This is a genomic window from Saccharothrix longispora, from assembly GCF_031455225.1.
GTDB lineage: Bacteria > Actinomycetota > Actinomycetes > Mycobacteriales > Pseudonocardiaceae > Actinosynnema > Actinosynnema longispora.
The window spans coordinates 3,918,930-3,945,402 of the sequence record NZ_JAVDSG010000001.1 but is presented as its reverse complement, the minus strand read 5'-3'; the positions used below and the strand labels follow the sequence as shown (position 1 = coordinate 3,945,402).

The 26,473-nt window shown below is 73.7% G+C and carries 13 protein-coding genes; 7 read left to right on the top strand and 6 right to left on the bottom strand.

Features of this window, described 5'->3' with window-relative positions:
- The first annotated feature begins 71 nt into the window (after positions 1-71).
- The 3 genes from J2S66_RS15600 to J2S66_RS15590 are packed head-to-tail and all read left to right on the top strand — an operon-like array spanning position 72 to position 3,438.
- Positions 72-698 carry a MerR family transcriptional regulator gene (locus tag J2S66_RS15600; RefSeq protein WP_310307781.1) on the top strand — a complete coding sequence of 209 codons (627 nt, stop codon included), beginning with the start codon at positions 72-74 and terminating at the stop codon, positions 696-698.
- Complete coding sequence (locus J2S66_RS15595; RefSeq protein ID WP_310307780.1) at positions 695-3,058, top strand: VIT domain-containing protein; 2,364 nt, start codon at positions 695-697, stop codon at positions 3,056-3,058. Before J2S66_RS15600 ends, J2S66_RS15595 begins: the two co-directional genes overlap by 4 nt.
- A 50-nt stretch (positions 3,059-3,108) precedes the next feature.
- A complete protein-coding gene (locus J2S66_RS15590) occupies positions 3,109-3,438 on the top strand; it encodes an Rdx family protein (RefSeq protein ID WP_310307779.1) in 330 nt (109 codons plus the stop codon).
- 13 nt (positions 3,439-3,451) lie between these two features.
- Here J2S66_RS15590 and J2S66_RS15585 read toward each other — a convergent pair whose 3' ends face one another.
- On the bottom strand, positions 3,452-4,879 hold the full coding sequence (locus J2S66_RS15585) for an AfsR/SARP family transcriptional regulator (RefSeq protein WP_310307778.1): 1,428 nt from the start codon (positions 4,877-4,879) through the stop codon (positions 3,452-3,454).
- Between the two features lie 152 nt (positions 4,880-5,031).
- Here J2S66_RS15585 and J2S66_RS15580 point away from each other — a divergent pair, with 152 nt between their 5' ends.
- On the top strand, positions 5,032-5,841 hold the full coding sequence (locus J2S66_RS15580) for a hypothetical protein (protein WP_310307777.1): 810 nt from the start codon (positions 5,032-5,034) through the stop codon (positions 5,839-5,841).
- 67 nt (positions 5,842-5,908) lie between these two features.
- On the opposite strand, the gene J2S66_RS15575 is transcribed toward J2S66_RS15580, so the two are convergent.
- The 5 genes from J2S66_RS15575 to J2S66_RS15555 all read right to left on the bottom strand — a co-directional run bounded on the left by J2S66_RS15575 (position 5,909) and on the right by J2S66_RS15555 (position 22,345).
- On the bottom strand, positions 5,909-9,154 hold the full coding sequence (locus J2S66_RS15575; RefSeq protein ID WP_310307776.1) for a GH92 family glycosyl hydrolase: 3,246 nt from the start codon (positions 9,152-9,154) through the stop codon (positions 5,909-5,911).
- A gap of 159 nt (positions 9,155-9,313) precedes the next feature.
- Positions 9,314-10,210: a PIG-L family deacetylase gene (locus J2S66_RS15570; RefSeq protein WP_310307775.1), complete on the bottom strand. Its 897-nt coding sequence runs from the start codon at positions 10,208-10,210 to the stop codon at positions 9,314-9,316.
- 1 nt (position 10,211) lies between these two features.
- Complete coding sequence (locus J2S66_RS15565) at positions 10,212-12,107, bottom strand: tachylectin-related carbohydrate-binding protein (RefSeq protein WP_310307774.1); 1,896 nt, start codon at positions 12,105-12,107, stop codon at positions 10,212-10,214.
- A gap of 47 nt (positions 12,108-12,154) precedes the next feature.
- Positions 12,155-12,583, bottom strand: a complete 429-nt coding sequence (locus J2S66_RS15560; protein ID WP_310307773.1) for a hypothetical protein — start codon at positions 12,581-12,583, stop codon at positions 12,155-12,157.
- A gap of 93 nt (positions 12,584-12,676) precedes the next feature.
- Positions 12,677-22,345, bottom strand: coding sequence for an RHS repeat-associated core domain-containing protein (locus J2S66_RS15555; protein ID WP_310307772.1), 9,669 nt, complete (start codon positions 22,343-22,345; stop codon positions 12,677-12,679).
- A 331-nt stretch (positions 22,346-22,676) separates the two neighbouring features.
- On the opposite strand from J2S66_RS15555, the gene J2S66_RS15550 reads away from it, so the two are divergent.
- The 3 genes from J2S66_RS15550 (at position 22,677) to J2S66_RS15540 (ending at position 26,467) form a co-directional block, all read left to right on the top strand.
- Positions 22,677-24,596 (top strand): tachylectin-related carbohydrate-binding protein, encoded by a 1,920-nt coding sequence (locus tag J2S66_RS15550; RefSeq protein WP_310307771.1) that lies wholly within the window; start codon positions 22,677-22,679, stop codon positions 24,594-24,596.
- Positions 24,597-24,653: 57 nt separating this feature from the next.
- Positions 24,654-25,253: a phosphoribosylanthranilate isomerase gene (locus tag J2S66_RS15545; protein ID WP_310307770.1), complete on the top strand. Its 600-nt coding sequence runs from the start codon at positions 24,654-24,656 to the stop codon at positions 25,251-25,253.
- Between the two features lie 149 nt (positions 25,254-25,402).
- Positions 25,403-26,467, top strand: coding sequence for a cobalamin-independent methionine synthase II family protein (locus J2S66_RS15540; RefSeq protein WP_310307769.1), 1,065 nt, complete (start codon positions 25,403-25,405; stop codon positions 26,465-26,467).
- The last annotated feature ends 6 nt before the right edge of the window (positions 26,468-26,473 follow it).

Genomic DNA, 26,473 nt, shown 5'->3' with positions numbered 1-26,473 from the left:
GCCGCACATCGACGCCGCGACACTGACACTGCAACATTGACAGTGTCAGTGTTGCAGTGCACGATGGCGTCGTGGACGACGAGCTGTGGACCATCGAGCAGCTCCCGGACCGGGTCGCCGCGCTGCTGGCCGAGGACTACGACGGGCAGCGCAACGGCCGGGTGCGGGAGCTGCCGAACGGGCGGGCCATCCGGTGGTACACCACCATCGGCCTGGTCGACCGGCCCGCGGGGTTCCGGGGGCGGACGGCGCTGTACGGGCGGCGCCACCTGCTCCAGGTCGTCGCCGTCAAGAAGCTCCAGGCGGCCGGGCGCACGCTCGCCGAGATCCAGGGCATGACGGTCGGTGCCTCCGACCGCGACCTGGCCGAACTGGCCGGGGTGGCGGAACGGGTGGGACCGGCCGAACCCGCCGGGCCGCCCGCGGGCGGAACCGCGCCGCCGGGGCGCGGGCGGGAGGGGTTCTGGCGGGAACGCCCCGCCCGGACCGACCCCCCGGGCGGACCGCCCGCGGAACCGCCCACCGCGCGTCCCGTCCAGGCGCTGCGCCTGGGCGCGGGCGTCACGGTCGTGCTCGACGCCGCCGACCGCGCGCCCGACGCCACCGAACTGGCGGCCATCCAGGCCGCCGCCGCACCGCTGCTCGACCTGCTCGGCCGCACGGGCCTGGCCCCGACCACCGGAGAGGACAAGGGATGAGCACCCGCATCGAGGTCATCGAGGCCGTCGGCGGCGCGCCGGAGCCCACCGAGGACGACGGCCTCGGCTGCCTGCGCACCGAACGCGGCAACCTGCCGCTGGAGGCGGTCGAGGTGGAGGCCGCGATCACCGGCCTGGCCTCGCGCACCGTCCTCACCCAGGTGTTCCACAACCCGCACGACGTGCCGCTCGAAGCCACCTACGTCTTCCCGCTGCCCTCCCGGTCGGCGGTGACGGCGCTGCGCGTGGAGGCCGACGGCCGCGTGGTCGAGGGCGTGCTGAAGGAGCGCGGCCAGGCCCGCGCCGACTACGACCGGGCCATCACCTCCGGCCGCAGGGCCGCCATCGCGGAGGAGGAGCGGCCGGGCGTGTTCACCACGCGCGTCGGCAACGTCGTGCCGGGGGAGCGGGTCACCGTGCGCCTCACCCTGGCCGGGACGCTGGCCTACGAGGACGACGCGGCCACCTACCGGCTGCCGCTCGTCGTCGCGCCCCGCTACGTCCCCGGCACGCCGCTGCCCGGCGACCAGGTCGGCGACGGCACCGCCGCGGACACCGACGCCGTGCCGGACGCCTCGCGGATCAGCCCGCCCGTGCTGCTGCCCGGGTTCGCGCACCCCGTGCGGCTGTCGGTCGTGGTCGACGTGGACACCGGCGGCCTGCCGCCCGCCACCGCGTCGTCGACGCTGCACGCCACCGTCACCGAGGAGACCGCGACCGGGTTCCGGGTCCGCGTCCGGCCCGGCGCGCGGGTGGACCGGGACTTCCTGCTGCGCCTGCGGTTCGCCGGGGACGACGCGGTCCGCACGTCCCTGGCCGTGCGGCCCGACGACGACGGCGACGGCGGGACGTTCGCGCTCACCGTGCTGCCGCCCGCGGCGACCGGTGCGGCACGCGGTCGCGACGTCGTCCTCGTGCTGGACCGCTCCGGCTCGATGAACGGCTGGAAGATGGTGGCCGCGCGCCGCGCCGCCGCCCGCATCGTCGACTCGCTCGACACCACCGACCGGTTCACCGTCCTCGCGTTCGACAACTCGGTGGACACCGCGCCGGGGTTGGGCTCCGGCCTCGTCGAGGCCACCGACCGCAACCGCTACCGGGCCGTGGAGTTCCTGGCGGGCCTGACCGCGCGCGGCGGCACCGAGATGCTGGGGCCGCTGCGCGACGCCGCCCGGTCCCTCGGCGCGGCCGGCGACCGGGAGCGGGTGCTGGTCCTGGTGACCGACGGCCAGGTCGGCGACGAGGACCGGCTGCTGCGCGACCTCGGTCCCGAACTGGCGGGCGTGCGCGTGCACACCGTGGGCATCGACCGCGCCGTGAACGAGGCGTTCCTCCGGCGGCTGGCGGGGCCGACGGGCCGGTTCGAGCTGGTCGAGTCCGAGGACCGGCTGGACGAGGCCATGCGGCAGATCCACCGCCGCATCGGCGCGCCCGTGCTCACCGGGCTCGCGCTGCACCCGGCCGGCCTGGCCGTGGACCCGGACTCGTTCGCCCCGGCTCCCCTGCCCGACCTGTTCCCCGGCGCGCCGGTCGTGGTCACCGGCCGCTTCACCGGTCCCGCGTCCGGTGCGGTCGAGGCCGTCGGCGACGGCGGCTGGCGGCAGCGGGTGACCGCCGTGCCGAGCGACAACCCGAGCCTGTCGGCGCTGTGGGCGCGAGCGCGGGTCCGCGACCTGGAGGACCGCTACGTCGTCGGCTCGGTCGACCGCGACGCGCTGGAGCGGCGGATCGTCGAGACGTCCCTGGCGTTCGGCGTGCTGTCCCGCTTCACCGCGTTCGTGGCGGTGGACCAGCGCGTGGTCGACGAGTCCGGTGAGCTGCACCGCGTGACCCAGCCCGTCGAGCTGCCGGACGGCTGGGCGGCCCCCGCCGGCGGAGCCTACGCCGGTGGCGGCTACGGCGCCCCGGCTCCCGCGTTCGGCGCCGTGCCGGACGCCATGCCGTTGGCCGGCGCCCCGATGCCCGCCTCGGCCCCGATGATGGCCGCCCCGACGGGCGTCGCGCGCAAGCTCCGGGCCGCCGCCCCGAAGCCCCCGGCGCCTCCGGCTCCTGCCGCGCCCCCTGTGCCTCCGACGCCCGACGTGGCGCGGTTCGCGGCCGACGAACTGGCGGCCCTGCGCGTCGCGACCGACCGGGCCGCCGCCCTGGCCCGGCTGCACGAGGCGATCACCCGCCACGAGCCGGCCTGGAAGGCGAAGGGCGAACCGGCCGGCACCGTCCGCGCGCTGCGCGACCTGGCCGCGGAACTGGCCGCGCCCACCACCGACCGCGCCGAGCTGGACCGCCGCTTCCGGCACGCGGTGGCCACGCTCGGAGCACTGGCCGCGCCGCGCGGGCGCGGGCCGTTCTGGAAGCGCTGACCACGCGGGCGGGTGCGGTCCCCGCACCCGCCCGCCGGTAGCGTGGCTCCGTGACGACGAGGCAGCCGCGGGTCGAGGTCGAGTACTGCACGCAGTGCCGGTGGTTGCTGCGCGCGGGGTGGACGGCGCAGGAGTTGCTGACGACGTTCACGACCGAGCTGGGCGAGGTGGCCCTCGTGCCCGGCACCGGCGGGGTGTTCGACGTGCGGTTGGACGGCGAACTGCTGTGGTCGCGCAAGGCGGAGGGCGGTTTCCCGGAGATGGCCGTGCTCAAGCAGCTCGTGCGCGACCGGATCGCTCCCGACCGCGACCTCGGGCACAGCGACCGGAAGGCGTCCGGGCGGGACGCCGGCGCCCTTCAGGGCGGTGAGCACGGCTGACCGCCGTACCCGCTCAGCCGAGCGCCGCCAACCACCGCCGCGCCCGCCGGGCGTCCCGCTCGCTCCTCTGGGCCAGGTACAGGTCGACCGCCCTCCGCCACGCCGCCCGCGCCTGGTTCAGGTGGCCGGCTGCGCGGTGGGCGTGCGCCAGGCGCTCCAGCGCGACCGGCGCCCAGCACGAGTCGCGGTGCAGCGACGCGGCGTGCTCGTGGTGGCGCACGGCGGCGGCGTGGTCGCCGGCCAGGTCGGCGGTGCGGCCCAACCCGTCGTGCGCCACCGCCGCCACGCCGGGGTGCTCGTGCGCCAGGGCCAGCGCGGCCTCGCAGTGGACCTGGGCGCGGTCGAAGCGGCCCGCGCCGGCTTCGGCCACCCCCACCGCGACGAGCGCGTACGCGTGCGCCAACGGCGACCCGACCCGTTGCAGCGCCTCGGTGGCGTGCTCCAGCGCCACCTCCGGGTGACCCCGGTCGTTCCACGTGCGGGCGAGCGCCAGGTGCAGGTGCGCCCGAGCGGTGTCGTCGCCGACGCGTTCGGCCAGGGCCAGCGTGCGGGCGAGGTCGTCCGCCGCGTCGTGGCCTCGCCGGGCGTGGAAGGTGTCCATCGCCCACGCGAGCCGCCACGCCGGCTCGTGCCAGCCCCGGTCGACGGCCAGGCGTTGCGCGGCCAGCAGCACGGCGTGCTCGGCGGCGAACCAGGCGTGCGCGTCGGACGGTGGTTCGGCGGGTTCGGCCTGCTCGGCCGGTCCGGCGTCCACCGGCGGCCGGTGCGGGTCGAGCGCGCGGTCGGCGGCCAGGGCCGTGCGCAGGCGCGCGTCGACCAGGCGGCGCGACCCCACCTCGTCCAGCGGGGAGAGGTCCACGTCGGCCGGCCGGGGATCGGGTTCGGGCGGCCCGGCCACCAGCTCCCCGTCGAGCCCGAAACCGAGCCGGAACCGCTGCCCCAGCCGCAACCGGACGTCGGCCAGCTCCCGCTCGACGTCCTCCCGCTCCCGGTGCAGCCGGTCGCGCTCGGCGTCCGCCCACTCGCCGCGCAACCCCTCCAGCGCCGGACCACGCCACTGCGCCACCGCCTCCGCCAGCAGCACGGCCACGGTGCGGTCGTCCCGCCGCCTGGCCCGCGCCCGCCGCGCGCGGAACCGGTGCAGGTCCACCTCCGACGCCTCGACCACGAGCGCGTACCCGCCCGCCTGCCGCACGACGTCCGCGCCACCGGACCGGAGCACCCGGCGCAGCCGCGACACGTACCCCACGAGCAGCGTCCGCGCCCGGTACGGCGGCGCCTCCCCCCACACCCGCGCCACCAACCGGTCGACCGGCACGACGCGGCCCGCGTCCACCGCGAGCGCCGCCAGCACGCACCGCTGCCGAGGTGGGCCGACGTCGAGCGCGCGGCCGTCGGCCACCACCCCCACCTCGCCCAGCACCCGGATGTCCACGGTCACCGCTCCAAAGTGCCACAGGCGGCGGCGTCAGCGTGAACCGGATCTCATCCGCATTCGGTATCAGGGCACGCCGATCCGGCTCTCCCTTGTCGGGAACACCGGCTGCCGGGCGACCAAGCCCCGCCGCCGCACCGCGTCGAGAGGAGACACCCATGCGCACGTCCCGCGTCCTGGTGGCCGTCGTCACCGCGGCGGTCGCCGCGCTCGCCACCGCCGGCCCGGCCCGGGCGACGTCGGCCACCCTGCACACCGAGGTCGCCGAACTGGCGGACAACCTCAACGCCCTGTCCTGGCCCGCCCAGGACGCGTACAACTTCTACCCGGGCGCGAAGGGCCACGCCGACGTCGCCACCAGCGTCGTCTGGGGCACGCCCGGCAGCCCGACGACGTACGAGAGCAAGGCCAAGTGCGCCGCCCTGCTGACGCAGGCGCTCAAGCACACCTTCCCGTGGGCCACCGACAGCTACCTGACCACCGAGTTCGGCAGCACCAGCCCCACGGCGGCGAAGTACTACGACGGGTTCGTCGCGGGTGCGCCGCACTTCACCGCCAGGACGACGGTGTCCTCGCTGGTCCCCGGCGACGTCATCGCCGTCAAGTACACCGACTCGGCGGGCGGCACGGGCGACGCGACCGGGCACGTCGCGATCGTCACCGCCGCACCCCACCTGTACGACCGCGACGGCGACGCCGCCACCCGGGAGTGGGCCGTGCGCGTGATCGACAGCACCAGCAACCCGCACGGCGTCGCGAGCACGAACACGTCCTCGCCCTACCAGACCTACCCCGACACCCGCGCGGACGGAACCACCGAGTACAGCGGCGTCGGCCGCGGCTGGATCTTCATCAGCACCACCGCCGCCGACGTGCCGACCGGGCACTGGTGGGGCGCCAACGAGAACGTCGTGGACCAGTACAAGCCGGTGTCCACCCGGCCGATGGTGTTCCGGGCCCTGTCCTGACGCGCCCTGTCCTGGCGCGCCCGCCGACCGGGGGAGGGGCGGCCGGTCCGACCGGCCGCCCCTCCGGTCACACCAGCGTCAACGCGTAGAACTCGACCCGCGGGTCGTCGGGCAGCGTCACCGAGTGCACCACCTTCGCCGGGTCCAACGGCACGGAGCCGGTGAACAGGCGCACCGGCGGGCCGTCCACGCCCTGCCCCGCCTTGATCCGGTGCGGCATGTCGAGCGCGACCGCGCCACCCGAACCCGCCCAGTCCGCCACGGTCACCGGCACCTGCGCGGTGCTGCCGTCGGCGTAGCGCACGAGCACCCCGGCGGTCACCGGGCCGTTGTGCGACGACGCCACCCACCGCAGGGCCTGGTAGGACCCGGTGGGCAGCAGCAGGGCCTGGCCGCGCGCCTCCACGAAGTTCGGCGAGGTCCCCGACGCGTCGGGCGCGGCGAACGCGGTGCCGCCCCACGTGACCGTGCCGGTGGGCAGCAGCGCGGCGTCGTAGCTCCAGCCGCTGCCGTCGAAGTCGCCCTGCGCCGACTGCCCGACGGTGGCCGTGCCGTCGTGGTTCAGCTCCCGCGCGAGGTCCACCGCGCACTGCCCGGAGACCACGGCGGCGCACTCGGCCGCCGCGCGGACCTCCACGACGGCGTCCCGGGTCACCGCGTTCGGCCCGCGCACGGCGACGCTCACGGGGTAGGTGCCCACCGGTGTGCCACCGGGCACCGTCACGGTCAGCGCGACCGTGCGCTGGACGGGGGCCCGGTTCGACCGGATCACCAGCGGCGACCTCGGCGACGCGACCACCCGCCACCCCGCCGGCGCGGTCGGCGACACGGTCACCGGCACCGCGCCGGGCGCCTGCGCCAGCACGTCCAGGGTGAGCGCCACGGTCTGCGCGGCCGTCGCGGCCGGCACCACCGCCGAGGACTCCCGCAGCCCCGCGTCGACGTGCCTGCGGTCGTCCGGGCGGGCCCGGTTCACCGAGGGCGGCTCCGCGCCGGGCCGGGTGCCCCAGTCCGACGGGGACGTGCCCAGCCGGTGCGCCAGCGTGCCGCCGCGCACCACGTCGTCCCAGCGCAGCCACGTGGTGCGGACGTCGCGGCCGTTGAGCGAGACCCGCTGCACGTACCGGTTCGCGTCGCTCGCGCCGGGCGCGCTGATCTCCAGCACCCGGCCCTGTCCGGTGCGGACGGTCGCGGAGGGGAACTGCGGGCTGGACACGGACAGGAAGTCGCCGCCGCTCATCGTCGGGTACAGCCCGAGCGAGGAGAACACGTACCAGGCGGACATCGTGCCCAGGTCGTCGTTGCCGGTCATGCCGTCCGGGCCGGTGGTGAACAGGGTCATCGCCGCCCGCACCACGGTCGCCGTCTTCGCGGGCGCGCCGACCGACGCGTAGAAGTACGGCGCCAGCAGGTCCGGCTCGTTGTTCGGGTTGTACGTCGGCTTGCCGTAGTAGTCGTAGGGCTGCGTGATCCAGTCGGTGCGCACCGTGCCCGCCGGGTCGGTCAGCAGCTTGTCGTAGACGAAGAAGTCGTCCAGCCGCCGCTCGGTGGCCTCGCGCCCGCCCATCAGCTCGACCAGCCCGTTCGGGTCCTGCGGCACCAGCCACTGGTACTGGTACGCGCCGCCCTCGTGGAACTGGTGCCCGGCGTCCACCGGGTTGTACGGCGTCACCCACGTGCCCTCGGCCGTGCGCGGGCGGAAGTGCTCGCCGTCCCACAGGTTGCGGTACCACTGGCCGCGCGCGGCGAACAGCTTCGCGTCCGCGTCGTGCCCGAGGCCCTTGGCCATCAGCGCGAGCGACGCGTCGGCCGCCGCGTACTCCAGCGTCGCCGACGCCGGGTGCACGCAGTCGTTGTCGCCGCCCTTGTGCGCGCAGTCCGTGCCCAGGACCAAGCCCGACGGGAGGTAACCGCGCTCGGCGTAGTGCTGCTGGCCCGACCGGCCGTTGTACGGCGAGCCGGCGGGCGGCACCTCGGTGGCGTTGCGCTTGAGCAGCGCGTACGCCTCTTGCTCGTGGCCTCGCAGGAGGCCCTTGGACCACGCCTCGACCAGGAACGGGGTCACCGGGTCACCGGTCATGATGTTGGTCTCGCTGTTGGCCAGCGCCCACCGGGGCAGCCACCCGCCGTCGCGGCCACTGGCCACCACCGACAGCGCGACGTCCCGCGCGACCTGAGGCTCCAGCAGTTCCAGCAGTTGGTTCTGCGGCCGGTAGGTGTCCCACAGCGACAGGTTCTGGTACGGCGTGTAGCCCTCCGCCACGTGCTGCGCCCCGTCGAACCCGGTGTAGCGGCCGTCCACGTCGCCGGCCAGGTTCGGGTGCAGCAGCGAGTGGTACAGCGACGTGTAGAACGCCGTGCGGCGCTCGGGCGTGCCGCCGCCGATCGTGATGGCGCTCAGCTTCTCGACCCACTTCGCGTGCAGGGCCGCGCGGGTGGCGTCGAAGTCGTAGGACTCGGCGGTCTCTGCCGCGAGGTTCTTCCGCGCGCCCTCCGGGCCCGTGTAGGACAGGCCCACCTTGAGCACGACGTCCCGGTCGGCGGTGGCGTCGAAGGTGACCCACGCGCCGTTGCCGCCCGTGCCCGCGGCGTCCGGCACACCCGGTGCCGGCGTGCTGCCGCGCCAGGTGCCGAAGCTCGCGAACGGGCGGTCGAACGTGGCCGTGAAGTACACGGTGTGCTCGTCGTGGCCCGCGCAGAACCGGCCGGCCTTCACCCGTCCCTCGACCGTGCGGTCGTCGACGACGTGGATCTCCGAGTCGAGCACCTGCTGGTTGGCCTTGCCGGTGTTGAACAGCACGTTCGCCGCGCTCGTCGCCGGGAACGAGTAGCGCTGCCAGCCGGTCCGCTCGGTCGCCGTCAGCTCGGCCTGGACGCCGTAGCGGGACAGGCCGACGCGGTAGTAGCCGGGGCTCGCCTCCTCGTCGTCGTGCGAGTAGGGCGACCGGTAGCCGTTGGTGTCAACGTTGTCCACCGGACCCGTGGTCGGCATGACCGGCAGTTCGCCCATGACGCCGCAGCCGACGCCGGAGAGGTGCGTCTGGCTGAAGCCGTGGATCTGGTTCTGGAGGTAGTCGTACCCGCCCTGACCGCCGGTGTCCGGGCTGACCTGGACCATGCCGAACGGCGCGCTGGCCCCGGGGAACGTGTTCCCGAAGTTCTGCGTGCCGACGAACGGGTTGACCAGCGTGGTCGGGTCCTCCGGCGCCTGTGCCTGGGCCTGGGCCGCGACGGGGGTGGCGGTCACCAGCCCGGTGGCGAGCAGGGCGACCAGGAACGGGCTGGTCACGCGGGTCTTGCGGGGAGGGGACATGCGCAGGGGCCTCCTGACAACGTTGTCACGGCGTGGCGGCGGGACCACGCCCGCTCACGCTGGCACGGTCCCGCCCGGGGTGTCAACGATGTCCGGTGGTCAGAGTCCCGTCGTCCGGTGGTCAGGTCTCCCGGCTCGGTGGCGGACGCCGTCCGGCGGTCAGCACCGGATGTCGCCCGGCGGCACCCACGGCACGCCGGGGTGGAAGACCCTCCCGTCAGGGCTGTACTGCCGGCCCATCACCTCGCGCCAGCTGTCCGGTCCGAGCGCGGGGTCGTGCGGCCAGTACCGGTCCCACACGGCCGTCTTCTCGTCGCGCCAGTACCCGGCCACGTTGTCGGGGTACTGCCTGATCACGTAGCCGTCGTACTCGTCCCGCCGGACCAGCGTGTTCCCGGCCGCGTCCGTGTCGGCCTCGGCGGCGAGGACCGCGCCGGCCACGTGGTCGACGTGATCCGGGTCGGGCTGCCGGTGGCCGATGCTGCTCTGCGACCTGATCAGGTCGGGCCCGGCCGTGTGGATGACGTCGCGGAGCATCTCGACGAACGACGCCCTGGTGTAGGCGGCGCGCCCGTCGATCGGCCTGGCCACGAAGCCCGGCTGGTGCGCCAGCCGGTACAGGTCGCCGCACTGGTCGCTGCCGCCGGCGGCGTGGACGAAGGTGAAGACCAGCCGGACGTCCGTGCCCTCCAGCCGGTTGGTGGGCACCTCGTGGCCGTTGAACCACATCGCCTCGTACACCCACCGGTTCGGCACCTTCGCGGCGCGGGCGTACGCGGCCCGCTCACCGTGCACCCGCATGTCCGCGTAGGCCATGCCGCAGGCCGGGAACCCCTCGTCGCACGGCAGCTCGCCGGCCGTGAGGTACACGACCCACACCGCGTGCCCGGCCTGCACGTCGGACAGGATGTCGGGGTTCATGAACAGCAGGTCGTCGTCCTGGTGGGCGACGAAGCCGAGCGTGGTGCGGGCCGGTTCGGCGGGCGCCGGGGCCGCGGTCGTCACCAGCACCGCGGCCACCAGCGCGGCCACCTGTCGCGTCCTGCTGCCGAACACCTCAGCCCACCCCCACCGCGCCGGTGAACGCCGTGGTCGCCGACCGGCTCGTCGCGGGCGCCGTGTAGAGGGTCGCCACCAGACCGGCCGGCGTGCGCCACGCGAAGGCCGGGCCGCCACCGGGCAGCGTGTACCCGTTCGGATCGGTCGCGGTGTCGTCGAAGAGGACCGCCGTCCACGGGCCGAACGGACCCGCCGGGGCGAGCTGGCTCGTCCGCCACACCAGGTCGTCCACCCGGACGGCCGCGTGCACCATGCCGTCCGCGCCCAGGGCGAGGGCGGGGGAGCCGTCCGCGACCGCGTCGCCGACGCGCTGCCACGTGCCGGGGAACGCGCCCGCCGCCTCGCGCTGGGTGTGGACACCGCCGTCGGCGCGCCGGACGGCGACCTGGAGCGTGCCGTCCCCGTGCGCCACGACCGCCGGCCTGCCCACCACGTCCGAGCCGCCGCCGATCACGCGCCACGCGCCGAGCGAGCCGTCCGCGAACCGCGCCACCCGGACCGAGCCGTCGGCGAAGCGCGCCACCACGTCGACCGCCGCCCCGTTGCGCACGGCGGTGAAGTCGGCGGTGGCGCCGGGCGTGCCGATCCGCTGCCACGGCAGGAACGCGCCGTTCGGGGCCGCCTGCGGCCGCCGCCACAGCGCGCCCTGCGCATCGACGCCGAAGACCGCCAGGACACCGGCCGAGTCCGCGACCACCACCGGGTCGCCGACGAGCCAGCCGTCGTGCACCGTCTTCTCCGTGCCCCAGACGCCGTTGCGCACGGCCTGGGACTTGCCGCGCAGCACCGCGTCGTCGGGGCTGTTGGCCAGCACCTCGACCCGCCCGTCCGCCCGCAGCCCCGCGCCGGGGACGCCCGTGCGCGGCGTCGTGTCGTCGAACGACTGGTAGGTGAGCAGCGAGAAGTCGCCGGCGTAGCGCTGCTTGGCCGACGTCAGGTTGCCCGCCGCGTTGACGTAGAAGTAGTCGACCAGCCCGTCGGTGGTGACTACGGCCGTGTTCGGCTGGTTCTCGCGCACCGGCACGACCGGCCGGGCGGGCGCGGCGCGGCCGAGGAGTTCGCAGGCGTCCGTCGTCGCGCCGTACTGCGTGCCGGGCGTGATGCCGGTATCGACCAGGCGGCGCGGCGCGAAGCCGCCGGTGGCGGGGTCGTAGCGGTACCACCACAGCCACGTGCCCTCGACGCCGTACAGCACGTCGCCACCTGCGGAGAACGCGGAGTCGAGCAGGTTCGCGTCACCGCTGTCCGCCACCAGCTCCCTCGCCTTGAGGAGGCGTTGCGAGGCGGCGTGGTACTCGTAGCGGTAGAACACCCCGTTGAGCACGTGGGGGTCGCGCACGTAGAACACCCCGTCCCCGGCCGCGACCACCATGTCGTACCGGTTCGCCGCCCCGGTCTCCAGCACGCGCCGGGTCCAGGCCGTCCCGTCGTACCGCTCCCAGGTCAGCTCGCCGCTGGCGGTGAACTTGAAGAAGTTCCCGTTCGAGTCGACCGCCACCCGCTTGCGCGAAACGACGGACGTCCAGTCGTCCCAGTCCTCGGCGATCCTGACCGACCAGCCGCCCCCCGGCCGCTCCCAGTCGCTCCCCGTCCAGCGGAAGCGGTGCAGGTTGCCGCCGTCGAGCACCTGGTAGACGTACCCGTCCTGGCCGACCGCCATGGGCACCGTCCACCCGCCACCGATCATCGAGGAGCCGGCGCGCAGGTGCTCGCCCAGTTCGGGCTCGTCGTGCTGGTAGAGCCGCAACGTGCCGTCCGGTGCGGCGGCGAAGACGGAGACGGCGGTGTCGCACCGCAGCACCTCGTCGGCGGCGGTCGCCACGCCGGTCGGCGTGACGGCAGCCGCCGACACCACGAGCACGGCGAGCCCTGTCGCTGCTGTGTGCTTCCTCATGGAACCCCTTGGGTGGACGGCCAGATTGCAGGATCGCCGACGGGACGTCAGCTCTCCACGGTGAACTCCGAGTCCTCGCCCTCGATGTCGAGGTAGGGCGAAGGCCAGTCCTCCTCGAGGAACAGGCCGTCCGCCGCACACCGGTCGGCCTCGTCCGGTGAAGCGGCGGAAGTGCCGACGTACATGTAGTAGTCGTACCCGATGTGGACGTAGAAGTCGGGCGCGCGGTGCAGGCGGCACCAGACGCCGCCTTCCCGCAACATCTCCCGACAGACCTCGATCGCCAGGTCCAGCGACAGTTCCATGCCGCTCTCCAGGTCGAACGGGGGATGGTCGGCACGGATTTCGAGCGACCTCACGACCAGCGAGGTGACACCGGTGCGTTCGGCCAGTCGTCGCAGGCAGGAGAGGTAGGCGTTCTCCACCCGGAGGTACTCGTCCAGGGTCACCACCTCTCCGCCCACGACCTTGCCCACGTCGGACATGGAAGTCCACTGGTCGGCCAAGTAGGCGCTCCCAGCCAGCGCACGCTCGGGGTCGTACTTCGTTATGCGGAAGCAGTGCACCGGTCAATCTCCGACTCGTCTGAGTTCCCACGGTTCATCGTCATCGTCGCGGATCAACCCGTACGTGCCTTCGCGGGTGTCCCTGCGGGCGAGCTTCTCCGTGGTCTTCGCCCTCTTGAAGAGGCCGCCGTTGTGCCCGTCGTTATCGAAACTGTAGCGCCACTTCTTCTTGGCGTCGGTGAACACCGGCTGGCCGGAACTCTTCTCACCCTTGACATCGCTCAAGCCGAGCCAATGCGCCAAGTCGCGCTGCTGCGGTGCCGTCAGCCAACCGGCTTTGGTCGACTTCTTGGCGCGACAGGCGTTCTCCTCGTTGTGCGTCAGTACCGCAGCCGCGCCGACACCCACGAAGTACGTGTGCAGCCCGTCGACCGTGAGGTTGTGGACCTCGCGGTCGGGGGACAGCGCCCGGATACCGGTGACCGTGACCGGCCGGTGGTCGGCGGTCTCGAAGGTGTAGCCGGGCTCCAGGTCCTCGGCGTCCACCCACTTCCGCAGCGACTCCACCCAGAACGGGTGTTCGTCGGTCGCCACGACCGTGCCGCCGGTGTCCACCGAGATCTCGTAGAGCAGGCGCTCCGCCTGGTGCGAGCGGGTGTCGGTGACGGTCCGGGCGCCGGTTTCGCCGGTGGTCGGGTCGGTGGCCACGACCTGGTCGCCGACCTCGACCTCCGCGATGGGCTTGCGCGACCCGTCCGCCATCAGCACCGGGGTCCCACCGGAGAAGCTGTTGCGGTCGAACGAGATCGGGCACGAGCCGCTCACCTCGCCGCGCGAGCTGTCGCCCGCGTCGCGGGCCGCGCCGTTGCCGCGCTTGCGCGAGGGCGACGCGAGGCTCAGCAAGTCGCCCAACCCGGGCACCTGGGTGTTCGCGAAGTCGGACACCACCTGCTCGCCGACGGACTGGATGACGTTCGTCCCCGGCTTGATGACGGTCGCCTTGACCGTCTCCCAGACCTTGTTGACGTCCTGCACGTTCTCGGCCACCGCCGCGACCTTGCGGGCCGGGACGTTCGCCGCCGACGACACCAGGTCCTTCATCGCGATCCGCGGCTTCAGCGCGGCTTGCAGGACCGGCAGGGGGTTGTTCTTCGCGGCGTGCGCGATGGCCGCCTTGGCCCGCTTGGTCACCGCCTCCATCGCGGCACGTCGGGCCGCCGCCGCGGCAGCCGCCGCTGCTGCTCGTTGGGCCGCCACCTGGGCCGCCGAGCGCCCGGCGGTCTTGGCGAAGTCGGCCACGTTGCGCCGGGCCGCTCCCGCGATGTCGTCGCCGTAGCGCCTGGCGCCGCCCACCACGTCGTCGCCGTAGCGCCTCGCCCCGGAGGCCACGTCGTCGCCGTAGCGCCGCGCGCCGCCGAACAGGTCGTCGCCGTACTTGTAGAGGTACTTGGCGCCCTTGGCGAGCTTGCCGAACGGGATGAAGTTCGACGCCGCCCAGAAGAAGTTGCCCCAACTGGGCTCGCGGATGAAGTTGGCGATGTCGTTGTAGCCGGAGACCTCCTTGACCACCTCGACCGCGACCGACGCCGCCTTCTTCACGCCGTTCCACACCGCGCCCCAGTTGGGCCAGTGGCCGTCGGGGTCGATCAGGTCGAGCGGGCGGCCCGCGCCGTAGGCGTAGCGGTTGAACGCGGCCGACGGGCCGGAGGAGGCCGACACGGTGTCGCGCGAGGCGAACGACCCGGTGCCCGGCTGGTACCAGCGGGCGCCCATGTTGACCTGCTCGGTGTCCGGGTCGGTCCAGTCGCCCTGGAAGCCGACCTGGCGCGCCGTGCCCGTGGAGGCCGTCACGGAGCCGAAGGGGTCGTAGGCCGTCGAGTCGGCGATGCCGGCGCCGGTCGGGTCGAAGCCGCCGACGACGTCGCCGTGCTTGTCCGACAGGGTGAGCCGCTTGGCGCCGCCCGACGACAGGGAGAGCAGCTCGCCCGCCGCGCCCCGGCCGTACGCCGTGTCGCCGTCGGACACCGGGTCGATGTCGAAGCCCGCGTAGGCGAACGACTTCGAGCCCCGGGTCACCAGGCGGTCGGCGCCGTCGTAGGAGTAGGTCGTGCCGCCGACCTGGACGAGGCGGTCGAAGGCGTCGAACGAGAAGTCCTCGGTGAAGCCGGACGAGGTGCGCGACGCCATCGAGCCGCGCGGGCTGTAGGTGTAGGTGTAGTCGCCGTCGGACAGCAGCCGGTTGCGCTCGTCGTAGGCCGCGGTCTTGGCGCCGTTGCGCGTGCGGTTGCCGGAGGCGTCCCACGCGTACTCGGTGGTGGTGCCGCCGACCGTCCACGACTTCAGGCGGTTGGCGTGGTCGTAGGTGTAGGTGTGGTCGCCCGCGCCCGCCAGGCCGGCGGTGACCTTGCGCGTCAACCGGTCGTTGTTGTCGTACTCGTAGACCAGCGACGACACGGTGGCGCCCGACGCGTCGGTCATGACGTCGGACTTCTGCCGGCCCAGGGCGTCGTAGTCGAACGCGCGGGTGCGCGAGGCGCCGTACTTGAGCGACTTGAGCTGGCCGGTCTCGTTGTAGTCGTAGGTCAGGCCGACGCCGGTCACGCCGTCGGTGACGGTCTTGAGCCTGCCCTTGTCGTAGCCGAACGCGGTGGTGCCGGCGGCGTCGGTGCGGCTGGTGACGCGGCCGTCGCCGTCGTAGGCGAACGACGAGTTCCCGGACGGGCCGGTGGCGGTCAGCAGGCCGCCGCGGTCGTCGTAGGCGTAGGTGTTGCGCCCGCCCGGCGCGTCGACCTCGGTGAGACGGCCGGCCGGGTCGTAGGACCGCACGCGCTCGGACGTCGCCGCCGCGCCCGAGCCGGTCTCGGACACCAGCCGCTCCAGCGCGTCGTACCGCCGGTCGCGGACCACCCCGCCGGGTGCGGTGAGCTTCACCGCGTTGCCGGCCACGTCGTAGGTCGAGGTCCACGTCCGGTCGGCGGCGGCCGGGTGCGCGGTGGTGGCGGGTTCCACCACCGACTCGGGCAGCGACCACGCGTTGTAGGTGGTGATGAACCGGTTGCCGCGCCCGTCGGTGTAGCGGGTGCGGTTGCCGCGCGCGTCGTAGCCGAACGAGGTGGTGATCGACTCCGTGGCCGACACCGGCTCGACCTGCCGGGTGAGCCGGCTCGCCGCGTCGTAGGAGTAGGTCGCGGTGCGGGTCATCGCGTCGGTCGCGGTGAGCACGTTGCCCGCGGCGTCGTGGGTGTAGGAGGTGCGGCGCAGCACGCCGCCCTGCCCGTTGAGGCTGAACTGGCCGGTGAGCCGGCTCGCGCCGTCGTAGCGCAGGTAGCTGGTGCGCCCCAGGGCGTCGCGCTGCCACACCGGGCGTCCCAGGCCGTCGTAGCCCTGCTGCATCGCCACGCCGGCGGGGTCGGTCGCGCTGGTCCGCTGACCCAGCGCGTCGTAGCCGAACCGGGTGACGTCGTTGGACGGGGACGTGGACGTCAGCAGTTCGCCCGCGTCGTTGTACTCCAGGCGCGTGGTGTGGGCCGCCGGCACGGGCCTGCGCTCCAACCGCGTGCTGGTCACCTGGCGGCCCAGCTCGTCGTAGGTGGACTCCACCCGCGCGCCGGTCGGGTCGGTCGCGGAGAGCTGCTCGCCGTTGTGCGTGTAGGTGTAGCTCCACACGCCACCGACCGCGGTCGGGTCGTCGGCCTTCGGGTCCTGCCGCTCGACGAGCCTGCCGAGCTGGTCGTAGCGGAACCGGGTGACGGCGCCGCGCGGGCTGGTCACCTCGACCGCGTTGCCGACCGCGTCGTACTTCGTGGCCGTGGCGCCCTTGACCGGCGCGGTACTGCCGGGCGCGGTGTACTCGGGCGTCTCCGCCCGGACCGGGCGGCCGACCTTGTCGTGGGTCGTTCTCGTGACCCGGCCGTTCTCGTCGCGCACCTCGACCTGGTCGCCGAAGGTGTCGAACCCGACCAGGGTTTCCGGTCGCGCGGTCGTCGGCGTGCCGCCCGCGGTCTCCACCTGCACGGCGGGCAGCGTCACGGCGACCTGCCGCTCGCTCTCGTCGTTGCGGAACTCGGTGGTGAACGCTGCCGGGTTCGCGCCCGCCACGTTGCCGCGCGGGTCGGTCTCGGCGACCAGCAGGCCGCGCTTGTCGTAGCGGCGGGTCGTCGTCAGCGGCGGGGTGACCTGCTGGATGGTCTCGCTGACCTGGTTGCCCGCGTTGTCGTAGGCGTAGTCGACCACGGAGCCCGCGGACGTCTGCACGCCCGGTGTGTTCGAGCCCTGCCCGGAGCGGGCGACCTGGGTGACGTTGCCGTTGGCGTCGTAGCGGTAGCCGGTGCGCCGCGCCAGGCCGGTCGGGTCGGCGAGCACCTCGGTGACGCGGCCGACCTCGTTGTAGGTGTACTGGGTGACCTTGCCGTTGGGGCCGGTGCGCTTGACCAGGTTGCCGGCGCCGTCGTAGTCGTTGCGCTCCAGCACGACCCGGCGCGTGCCGCCGCCCGGCGCGGCCACCTCGGCCAGCACCCGGAACACCAGGCCGCCCGGCGTGTACTCGTAGAGCGTCTTGCGGCCCATGGCGTCGACCTTGCGGACGAGCCTGCCGCCGAGGTCGTAGGTGTTGGCCTCCAGCACCAGCAGCGACCCGCCGGACGCGGTGTCGCCGCCACCGATGCCGCCGGACACCGGCTTGCCGTGCCACCCGCGCAGCCGCACCTCGGCGACCTTGTTGCGCGCGGTGTAGGCGTACTCGACCTTCGTGCCGTTCGCGTCCACGACCCACGTGCGGTTGCCGAAGGCGTCGTAGCCGTAGCTGGTCCTCGCGCCCTCGGCGTCGGTGACGGAGTCCTGCCGCCCCCGGTCGTCGTAGGTGTACGACGTGGTGCGCGCCGAGTCGCCGCCGGACAGGTCGGAGACCTCGACCTTCTCGGGCTGCCCGTCGGCGCTGTAGGTGGTCCTGGTGGACTTGGTGTGCCGGATGCCGGTGACGGCGTTGGTGACCGGCGCGTCGGTGACCTCGACGGGCCGGTTCAGCGCGTCGTAGGCGTACTTGGTCTCCAGGCCCTGCGGGTGGGTGTCGGAGAACTCCGTCTCGGACACCTTGCGGCCCAGCAGGTCGTAGCGGTACTTCGTGACGCGGCCCTCGGCCTCGGCGTCGGTGCGCCCCGGCTCGGTGGTGGAGGCCAGGTCGCCGTTGGCGTAGTACCGGTAGGTGGTGACCTTGCCGCGCGCGTCCGTGGTGGTCTTGAGCAGGCCAGCGCGCTCGTTGCCGCCGCCGTCGGCAGCGGTGGTGCCGTCGGTGTAGGTGTGCCGGACGTCCGTGCCGTCGGGCATCGTCTGCTTGAGCAGCTCGCCGCGGGCGTCGTACTCCGACGTGGTCAGGTAGCGGTCGTCGGTCGGGCCGCTGGAGCGGCCGTCGCGGGCGGTGAGCTGCTTGTCGATGCGCGGGTCGGTGTCGTTGACCTTGCCCGGCGCGGGCTTGTGGTACGTGAAGTGCTCGGTGTCGCACACCGCCGGGTCGCGGCAGGTCTTGCGCGACAGCACGTTGCCGCGCTCGTCGTTGCGCAGCTCGACCTGGTGGCCGTTCTCGTCGGTGATGGTCTGCTGGAACCCGGCCGCGTCGTAGTCGTAGGTGCGCACGCCGACGCCCTGCACCGGGCCGCCCTGCCAGTCCGGGTTGCTCACGCCCGTGCCGCCGCAGTACGACGGCGAGCCGTCCGGGTTGGGCGTCGGCGCCGCGGTGCACGGCGGCGCGGTCGACGGCGTGGTCGGCACCACCGACGGGTCGGGGCGGTCCTCCAGCCGCACACCGGTGCCCAGCGGGGCGACGAACCGGATGATCCGTCCGCGCACCGGGTCGTAGTCGAAGAAGTGCGACCGGTTGCCCGGGTCGGTGACCTGGATCGAGCGGACCAGGTTGCGCACCGTGCGGCCCTGCGCGTCCTGCTCCTCGGTGCCGCTGACCTGCGGCAGTCCCAGGGTCCAACGTCCGCCGTCGGCGTCGGTGTACCCGCTGACCCGGTCGTTGGTGGTGTCGTGGGTCAGCTGCGCGGCGACGCGGCCACTGGGCATGGTGACCTTGGTCAGCTGGTCGGCGTGCTCGCGCGCCCGGAAGTGGGCGCGGGCCGCCTCCTCGCCCAGCGGGTGCTGGTAGATCGCGACCTCGTCGATCTGACCGGTGAAGTGCTTCACCGACTGGTCGGGCCACCAGCCGTGCGGGGCCCAGTCGGCGGGACCGACGACGTGCGAGGCGCCGATCTGGCCGTGGTTGAGCAGGCTGTCGTCGATCTCGCCCTCGGTCGTGCCGACCTTGGCGCCGTCGAGGAACAGCGTCTGCGTGGCCAGCGAGCCGGACAGCACCACGTGGTGCCAGTTGCCGTCGTTCACCGCGCCCGCGCTGGTGATGGGCGCGACCCTGCCGTGCCAGAACTGGCCGCGCAGCTTCCCGTCGCGGTCCACGTACAGCACCGGCACCGCGCCGATCGGGTCGCGGTCGAACGGCGCGCGCTGGAAGCCGAGCAGCGGACCGCCGCTGGTGGTCTTGAACCACAGCTCCACCGACAGGTCGCGGCTCTTCTTGATCGCGCCGTCGGGCAGCCTCACGTACGAGCCCGAGCCGTCGAACGAGGCCGACGCGTCACCGCTGCCGTCGAGCGCGCCCGGAGCGCCGAGCACCGTGCCCCGGTGCGAACCGGCGTCCTTGCCGAGGTTCGTGGCGACCTGGCTGACCGCGTCGGCCGAGCCGGGGGGCTCGCCCAGCCGCCAGTACGAGTCGGGTCGCGAGTCCAGCACCGCGGTGCGGTAGTGCGAGCCGTTCTCGTACTCGTACTCCGTGCAGCCGCCCTTGGGGTCGCACACCTTCGTGAGGCGGTCGCCCAGGTACTCGTAGGTCCACCTGATCGGGGTGCCACCGGTCACCGGTGGGTCCGTGCGGACCTCGGTGACGTGGTTGCCGGTCCAGGCGAAGTACAGGGTGCGGTCGGCGGCGGCGTTGCCCTGGACGAGCCGGCTGATGGCCCGCTTGATCTTGCCGTCCGGTCCGTAGTCCAGCTCCACGGCGCGGCCCGCGTTGTCGTGGACCGTGATCAGCCTGCCGTCGAACTCGCGGAACGTGTAGACCGAGTTGGACTTGTCCACCAGCACGTACGGGCGGGCGGGCTGCGCGAAGTCCTGGTAGAACGTGGCGAACCGGCCCGCGGGCGGGTCGAAGCTGCCGTTCTCGGCGTTGCGGCCGAACCGCACCTGCTGCCCGTCGGGGTAGGTGACCACGACGTTGCCCGAACCGTCCTGGTCGGGCACCACGCGCATGTCGTAGCGGGTGGACCAGCCCGCGCCGAAGACGAGGTCCTTGCGCGGGTCGAGGCTGTTGTAGGTCCGCGCGACGTTCAGCTCGGGCCCGGTGACGCCGATCGCGGCGTCCACCGCGCCGGTGGTGTAGTTGCCGACCTGCGGGTCGAAGTCCAGGTCACCCGCGCTGTACGGCGCTCCGCCCAGGTGCGAGGTGATGTCCGGCTGCGGCACCGAGGTGAGGATCGCGCTGAACGGCAACGCCTCGCTGCGCGTGCCGCTCGGGTCGACCGCGAACGCCCGCCAGTGGTAGGTCTCGCTCCACTGCAACCACCCCTTCGGGACGGTCCAGGTGCGGCTCGCGCCGCGCGGGGACAGCCGGCACGAACCGGTGTCGGGAGCGCCGTCGGCCGTGCTGCCGCACACCTCGAACTCGTAGACCACGTTGGTGTTCGGCGGCGCGTCCACGTCCACCGCGTCCGCCCACAGCTGCGGGGTCAGCGTCGGCGCGGAGTGTCCCGCCGGCGGGTACTGAGCCTTCACGATCGGCGGGATCTCGAACACGGTCATCGACAGCCGCACCGGCGGGATCTGCTCGTCGGTGAAGTAGGTGCTGCCGTGCACCACGCTGAAGTCGAGCAGGTAATCGCCGGGGTTGGCCCGGTGCACCACGGCGTCGAGGGTGATCGTGTCGCCCCGCGGCACGACGCGGTCCAGCGCCGCCGATTCCCGCGAGTCCACCGGCCTGCCCTCGGCGGTGAACAGCCGGTAGGCCAGCTTGTAGTCGCCCGGCGTCCATGGCTCGGCGCCGCGGTTGGTCACCGCGATCCGGACCTTGCCGTCCTGCGTGCGCAGCACCGGGGGATCGGGCACCCCGCGCTCGATGCGGTAGCCCGCGTCGTACTTGGTGTGCGTGACGAACAGGCGCGGGTGGTTGGCCCGGGCGCCCAGGCCGACGAACTTCTTCCAGCCGCTGACCGCCTTCACCGCGAGGCCGTTGTTGGCCGTGCCGCGCGCCCAGCCCTGCACCAGCTCGCGTCCGCCGTCACCGAGGTCGATCATGTCGGAACCGGTGGGGCAGGCGGAGTGCGACTGGCCCACCGCCACGTAGCCGTGCGCGAACGACGCTCGCCCCAGCGTGGCCCCGGTCGGCGGGTGGCCGGAGCCCGTCGCGCTCCACGCGCCGGTGACCTCCTGCACGACGACCGGTTCGGGGCGGCACGACGGGGCGTCGAAGCTGGTCAGGTACAGCTGGGCGTCGAAGACGCGGTGGTTGGTCAGCGCCCCGGTGTCGAACTTCAGGTACATCGCGCTGTTGCCGCCGACGTACAGCTCGTCGCCGCCGGTGCGCGCGCCGCCCGAGGTGACGACGGCGGCGGCGGCGAGCACCGGGCTCACCGACGGGTCGACCAGCACCGGGTAGGCGCGGGCCGGGTCGCGCAGCCACGCGTCGTCGACCGACACGCGCAGCGCCCGGCCGCCCGCGTGGTCGACCAGCTCGTAGCGCACGCCGTCCGAGGTCGCCGGCTCCTCCCGGCGCGAGTCGCTCATGAACCCGGCCGGGATGACGGCCTCGACGCCGCCGTCGCCGCGGACCAGCTCGACCCGGCCCTCGACGACCCGCGCGGTGAGCCCCGTGAGGCGCAGGGGGAACACCCAGCTGCGCGGCGCGTCCGGTGAGGACAGCACGAGGGTTTCCTTGACCCCGCCGGGCTGCACGTCCAGCCGCAGGTCGGTGTGCGCGGTCACGCCGGGGTAGGTGAGCCGGCTGCCCTGCGCCGTGCCGCGCGCGGCGGCCGTGCCGGCCAAGCCGAACGCCAGCTCGTGCCCGTCGGACAACGCCATGCGCACGAAGGGGAACTCGGCGGCGGTCGCGCCGAACCGGGTGTCGACCCGGTCGGCGGCGTTGCGCCACCCGTCGCCGTCGGAGACCAGCGAGGTGTCCACGGGGTGCCACGAGCCGTCGTCGCGCTGGTAGTTGACCGGTTCCTGGCTGAACTCGGTGGTCGAGGTGCCGTCGGCGTTGTCGAACGTGCGGGAGTTGGCCTGCCGCCTGCCCACGTCCTCGCGGCTGGTCGTCGGGTCGTACCCGGCCGGATCGGTCGAGGTGGCGACCTCGCGGACCGCGTTGGGCTTCGCCGCGCCGGCCTCGTCGGGGAACACCGGCTGGGGGTGCCCGGCCAGCTCCGAGCGGGGCAGCGCGCGGTTGGGCGCCTCGCCCTCGACCTCGTGCTCCTGCCCCTCCGCCGAACCCCACGGCTGGTCGGGCGCGAGCTCGCCGGCTTCGGCGGCCGGGTCCCCGGACGAGGACGAACCCCACTGCGGCATGAGCTGGACGGCGTCCGGCGCGACCGCGCCGAAGAACACCACCAGCGCCAGTCCGAGGGCCGCCAGAATTCTTCCGCGCGGCGAGCGCGGCAACCGGAAACGCGCACGCCTGATACGCCCAGAAGCCATTGTTCGAAAATCCCCCCGTGTCGACAGGCGCGGTGCGTCGGACCACCGCCGACCCCCCTGGGCCTGTGCCGCGCTGAAGCATCCAACCCGGATCGAAAAAAGGCAAGCATTCGTCGGTGCGGTTCATGGTCCCGCCGGCGGGAAACCCGATCGGCCTAGTGGCGCCGGGTTGAGCGATACCGTCCGTAACCATGTTGCCGCTGGTGAGGATGATTACAGAGGGCTTGGTCGGCAGGCCGGATCTCGGCTACCGTCCCCCCGGCATTCGAGCGCGATCAGGGGGAAGTGCATGTCGGAAGTGAGCGCGAGCCTGCTCAAGAACAGTGCCACAATGATTGTCGCGGCAGCTCTGGGTGTTTCCGGCCTGTTCGCCCCGGCGGCGCAGGCGGACGTTTCCGCGTCGGCCGCGGCACTCGTCTGCGACACCTCGGTCAAGGTGTACGGGGTGACGCCGGGCGGTGAATTCTTCGTCTATCCGCACAACGAGCCGGAGAACGGCGTATTCGACTGGGGCGTGAAGCGGACCGTCGGCAGCGGCTGGAAGGCCGGCCGCACGCTGGCCGGGCCGGACGGCGTCGTCTACAGCATGGTCGGCACCACCGGCGAACTGCGCAGGTTCCGCTGGGACGAGACCGCCGGCGACTGGCACTCGTGGAACGGTTCGCAATTCCGCGTCGTGGGAGGCGGCTGGGGCCGCTACACGCAGGCCGAGCACCGCAACAAGGTGACGGTCGACGAGAAGGGCCGCCTGTACGAGATCACCGCCGAGGGCGACCTGGAGGTGTTCGTCTGGGAGGGCGACGACGCCACCGGCGGGTGGACCGCGGAAACCGGCGGCGGCAAGGTCATCGACACCGGCTGGGGCCAGTACGACCTCGTCGTGGCCGCCGGGGACGGCGTGCTGTACGCCCGGAGGCCCGGCGGTGAACTCTTCCGGTACCGCTACCACGCCGCGTCCGACCGCTTCGTGCGCTACGCCCAGCCCTCGGGGCACGGCTGGAACATGTTCAACCGCATCTTCTCGCCGGGCGGCGACGTGCTGTACGCCTCGCGCCCGGACAACGGCGGCGAACTGCTGTGGTACCGGTACCACGAGGACACGGACACGTGGGCGGACACCGGCCGCGACGTCGGCAAGCTCGTCGGCCACGGCTGGCACGGCGAACTCGACGTGGTCGCCGACACCGACGCGTGCCGCCTCACCGGGCACGACCTGCCGACCAGGCCGGCCGTGCCGGAGCGCTTCGACGCGCCGACCACCGTGCTCCAGGCGCAGGACGGCCGGGTGTCGTACTTCTACGTCAACGGCGAGGGCGGTCTGAGCGTGGCCACGCAGCGCACCGCCGGCGACTACGGCCTGCTGGACTACCGCACGTTCACCGGGCACTTCGACTTCACCGGGCAGCCGGGCGCGGGCCTGCGCCGGGACGGCCGGTTCGAGACCCTCGCCAACAGCCACGACGACGGCGAGTACCGGGGCAGGGTGCAGCAGGTGAAGAACGGCGTGTGGGGCTCGGGCCCCGTCACCCCCGAGCGTGGCTGGCTGCTCGGCGACCCGGTCGTCGTCACCGAGGCGGACGGCGCGCTGAGCCAGTTCGCGGTCGACGAGGCCGGCGGGCTGTGGCGACGCGCCCAGATCGCGCCCGACGGCCCCTACGCCGCGTGGCGCGCGCTCGCCGCGAGCGGGCTGAGCACCGACATCACCGTGCTGCGCAACGGGGCCGCGGTCGACGTGGTGGCCCGTTTCGCCGACGGCACGGCGCGTGCGACCCGGGTCACCGGGGGCTCGGCGGGCGCGTGGCGCACCGTCGGCGCGGGCGTGACCGGCCGGCCCGCCGCCGTCGCGCACCCCAACGGCGACCTCCAGGTGTTCGCCCGCCGTGCCGACGGCCTGGTCCACACCCAGCGCGAGAGCGGCGGCGCCTTCCCCGGCACGTGGTCCGCGGTCGGCGGTCTGGCCACCGCGGGCCCGCCGGCGGCCGTGCTCCAGGGCAACGGCCTGATGGCGCTGGCCGTCCGGGGCGTCGACGGGTTCGTGCACCAGGCCGACCAGGAGGCGCCGGCGGCGGGGTTCGGCGACTGGGGCGTCCGCTACTTCGAGGAGACCGCGACCGACCCGACCGGCCTGGTGCTGGCCGACGGGAAACCGATCTTCACCTGGCGCACGCCCGGTGGCCTCGTGGCCACGTCCTACGTGTCCACCGGCGCGGTGAACGCCCGGGGCTCCACGGGGGCGACGGCCCGGCGGTGATCCCGGCGGTGGTGGGCGGGACGGCCCTCGCCCACCACCGCGGATACGCTGGGACCCGTGTACGTGAAGCTGTGCGGTTTGCGCACCGGGGACGACGTGGCGGTCGCGGTCGACGCGGGCGCCGACGCGGTCGGGTTCGTCTTCAGCGCCAGCGCGCGCCGGGTCGAGCCCGACGCGGCGCGGCGCCTGGTCGCCGACGTCCCGGACCGCGTGCTGACGGTCGGCGTGTTCAAGGACGTCGGACCGGCCGAGGTGCGCCGCGTCGCCGAGCGGGCGGGCGTCCGCGCGGTGCAGCTGCACGGCGACTACCCGCGCGCCGCGTTCGACGAGGTGGCCGCCTCCGGGCTGGCGCTGGTGCGGGCCGTCGCGCTGACCCCCGACACCGACGTGCGGGTCGGCGCGTTCGGCGAGGAGATGCTGCTGCTCGACTCGCCCGAGGCCGGTTCCGGGCACCGCTGGGACCTCGACGCCCTGGACGGGGCCCGCCCGGAGGGCCGGTGGATGCTCGCCGGCGGGCTCGGCGTGGACAACGTCGCCGAGGCGGTCGGACGGGCCCGCCCGTGGGGCGTGGACGTCTCCAGCGGCATCGAGTCCAGCCGGGGCGTGAAGGACCACGGCCTGATGCGCGCCTTCGTGGCCGCCGCCCGCGCCGCCTGACCCCGCGGCGGTCCGGTCGGACACGATTGCGATCCACTTCGGACTCTCGTAGTAACACCGCCCGACCTGCGGAGAAGCGACCGGTTCGGCCACGTGTCGCACTGATGGCGGAGAGCTTTCGCGACGCTCACCGGGTACTGGTAACGGGTATGACCATCCCCACGGAGCCCATCGGCAGTGTCCCGCGCCCGGAGTACCTGCTGCGGGGTTCGGAACAGCTCGCCGCCGGGACGATCGACCAGGCGGCGTACGACTCGCTGGCGGACCGCGCGGTGCGCGAGACCGTCGAGCGGTTCGAGGCCACCGGCTCGCCCGTCGTGACCGACGGGGAGCAGCGCAAGCCGAGCTTCGCCACCTACCCGCTCCAGGGCGTCGAGGCGCTCTCGCCCGACGGCGCCGTGATCCCGTTCGCCGACGGGCACACCCGGACCCTGCCGGTGATCACGCGCGGGCCGTTCCGCTACGGGGCGTTCGCGGCGCCCTACCTGGAGGCCACCCGCGCGCTGACGTCGTCACCGGTCAAGCAGGCCGTGATCGCGCCCTCGGCGTTGAGCCTGCTGTACCCGGCGGCGGGGATCGACGGCTACCCGAGGGAGCGGTTCCTCGCCGACCTCGCCGACGAGGCCGAGCGCGACATCCGCCAGTGCCTCGACGCGGGCGCGGCGTCCGTGCAGCTCGACTTCACCGAGGGGCGGCTGTCGCTGAAGCTCGACCCGTCCGGCGGCCTGCTGCGCGACTTCGTCGCCCTGAACAACACCGTGCTCGACCGGTTCACCGCCGAGGAGCGCGCGCGGATCGGCGTGCACACGTGCCCCGGCGGCGACCAGGACTCCGCGCACAGCCTGGACGTCGACTACGCCGACCTCCTGCCCGACCTGTTCGCGCTGCGCGCGGGCGCGTTCTACCTGCAACTGGCCGGCGAGGCCGACCCGGAGCGGGTGCTCGCCCTCGTGGCCGGGCACACGACGGCGGAGCAACGGGTGTTCGTCGGTGTCACCGACCCGATCGACCCCCGCGTGGAGACGCCGGAGGAGGTGCGCGACCGGGTGCTGCTGGCGGCCCGCCACATCCCCGTCGAGCGCCTGGGCACGTGCGACGACTGCGGGTTCTCCCCGTTCGCCGACGACACGTCCACGTCGAGGGACATCGCCTTCGCCAAGGTCGAGGCGCGCGTGCGCGGCACCGCGATGGCCGCCGAGGAGTTGGGCCGCTGACCGGGC

Coding starts and splice junctions, on each gene's coding strand:
- J2S66_RS15595 (WP_310307780.1), top strand. CDS start 695: ATGAGCACCCGCATCGAGGTCATCGAGGCCGTCGGCGGCGCGCCGGAG.
- J2S66_RS15580 (WP_310307777.1), top strand. CDS start 5,032: ATGCGCACGTCCCGCGTCCTGGTGGCCGTCGTCACCGCGGCGGTCGCC.
- J2S66_RS15575 (WP_310307776.1), bottom strand. CDS start 9,154: ATGTCCCCTCCCCGCAAGACCCGCGTGACCAGCCCGTTCCTGGTCGCC.
- J2S66_RS15565 (WP_310307774.1), bottom strand. CDS start 12,107: ATGAGGAAGCACACAGCAGCGACAGGGCTCGCCGTGCTCGTGGTGTCG.
- J2S66_RS15555 (WP_310307772.1), bottom strand. CDS start 22,345: ATGGCTTCTGGGCGTATCAGGCGTGCGCGTTTCCGGTTGCCGCGCTCG.
- J2S66_RS15550 (WP_310307771.1), top strand. CDS start 22,677: ATGATTGTCGCGGCAGCTCTGGGTGTTTCCGGCCTGTTCGCCCCGGCG.
- J2S66_RS15540 (WP_310307769.1), top strand. CDS start 25,403: ATGACCATCCCCACGGAGCCCATCGGCAGTGTCCCGCGCCCGGAGTAC.